Below are 381 nucleotides of genomic sequence, written 5' to 3'. Positions count from 1 at the left end.
AAACGTCCACCTTCATCTAGCGACATTTGACTTGGGAACATGCCTTCTTCGACACCCACAATAAAAGACTTGTGAAAATTCGAGCCCTTTAGCCGAATGAAGCGTCATTAACTGTACGGCATCTTGATACGCATCCGCCTGGCTTTCGCCTGATTCTAATGCGGCATGCGAAAGAAACGCTTGTAATGGCATTAAATCTTCGTCTTCATCTTGATAGCTAAATTGGCGAGTCGCCGTGACCAGTTCTTCTAAGTTTTCAATACGGGCTTGCGCTTTTTCACCTTTTTCCTGCTCATACATCGCTTTTAAACCTGAATCACGAATAATTCGGTCTGTTTGTACATGTAGTGGCATGTCTGCGGTTTCAGAAGCCAACGTCTC

The 381-nt window shown here is 44.6% G+C and carries 1 pseudogene; it reads right to left on the bottom strand.

Annotated features, from left to right (window positions below):
* A pseudogene (locus tag BHE89_RS21845) lies at positions 1-381 on the bottom strand (3'-5' exonuclease); the annotation flags it as partial.

This window comes from Shigella sp. FC1967 (genome assembly GCF_001743005.1).
GTDB lineage: Bacteria > Pseudomonadota > Gammaproteobacteria > Enterobacterales > Enterobacteriaceae > Proteus.
The sequence above is the reverse complement of the archived record's forward strand: the minus strand, read 5'-3'. Positions and strand labels throughout refer to the sequence as shown.